The following is a 1,001-nucleotide window of genomic DNA, read 5'->3' as shown; positions in this document are numbered from 1 at the left end:
ATACATACACTTTTCCTTTCATAGTTTTCTTTACAGACGCCATTCCCCATGCAGATCCGTTTGATGTAAACACATAAATCGTGCATTCTGTATTAAGTGGGGGTGTGACAACGTACTTCCCGTTACTTCCCTCGCATTCTATGAGATTGCCTGGGTAAGAGAGATATACATGATCATCTGTTGACGGAGTAAATGTAACCGTTGTTGTGTAACTGTCAGTATCGTCTATAGTCTTTGGTGATACGGTAAGGCTTGGACTGCTTGCATAACTTACCGTTACAGGACGATCGGACGTACTCGATTCGATATCTGACATAATAGCGGAATGAATCGTGATTTTCTCGTCGTTTGCAGGAATCCTCGAAAGAGTGCTCTGGGGAATCATGACATTACCTGTGTATGGCTGATCAGTGAAACGGCTTTCTCTGAAAATACCATCAGATGAAAATGTAATAATGTTTCCGTCACGGTGATAGTCTGAGGTGTAACTAATATCAAGACCTTCAGGAGACCACTTACATGAATTAATCGTAAGTGTCGGAGTGTAAGTCAATCCAAAAGTTGAAATGATGCTGTTGCCATGTGCATGTAATCCAGATGTTCCATTATAGTTAGCTTCGTATCTTCTGATCTCAAACTGAAGTTCTTTATAATCGATGCTTGTCCCGTCTACCGGCTGTAGCATTGTGATTGCTTTTGGAGCAAATTTACGGGACGTGTTTTCTGTTACACAGTTTGCAGATCCAATATCTCCCCATCCTGAATTTGCTGTGCTCGCGTCAGGATATGACATCCAGCTGCTCCAATCACCAATTGCCTGATTTGGTTTCCGCTGTCTTTCCCTGTATCGGATCTGGTAAGTTGTCCCAGAACATTGCCACGACAAATAGATAGAGGCCACTCCATTGGCAGTTATCTCATGATCAGTGATCGACGTTCCTTGTTTTACTGATATCCCAAACTTTTCAGGAACCGGTAAATTATTTGCAAGAATCGAAAAC

Annotated in this window: 1 protein-coding gene; it reads right to left on the bottom strand. The window is 42.1% G+C overall.

The window, feature by feature from the left end; translation table 11 throughout:
- Nucleotides 1-793 (bottom strand): hypothetical protein (locus ACTQZS_RS15345; RefSeq protein WP_441476589.1); only part of this gene is annotated, 793 nt, incomplete at its 3' end.
- Nucleotides 794-1,001 lie beyond the last annotated feature (208 nt).

The sequence above is a fragment of the Bilifractor sp. LCP19S3_H10 genome (assembly GCF_052119185.1).
Taxonomy (GTDB): Bacteria; Bacillota; Clostridia; order Lachnospirales; family Lachnospiraceae; genus Bilifractor.
Note: the sequence above shows the minus strand (reverse complement) of the source record. Positions and strands in the feature narration are given on the sequence as shown.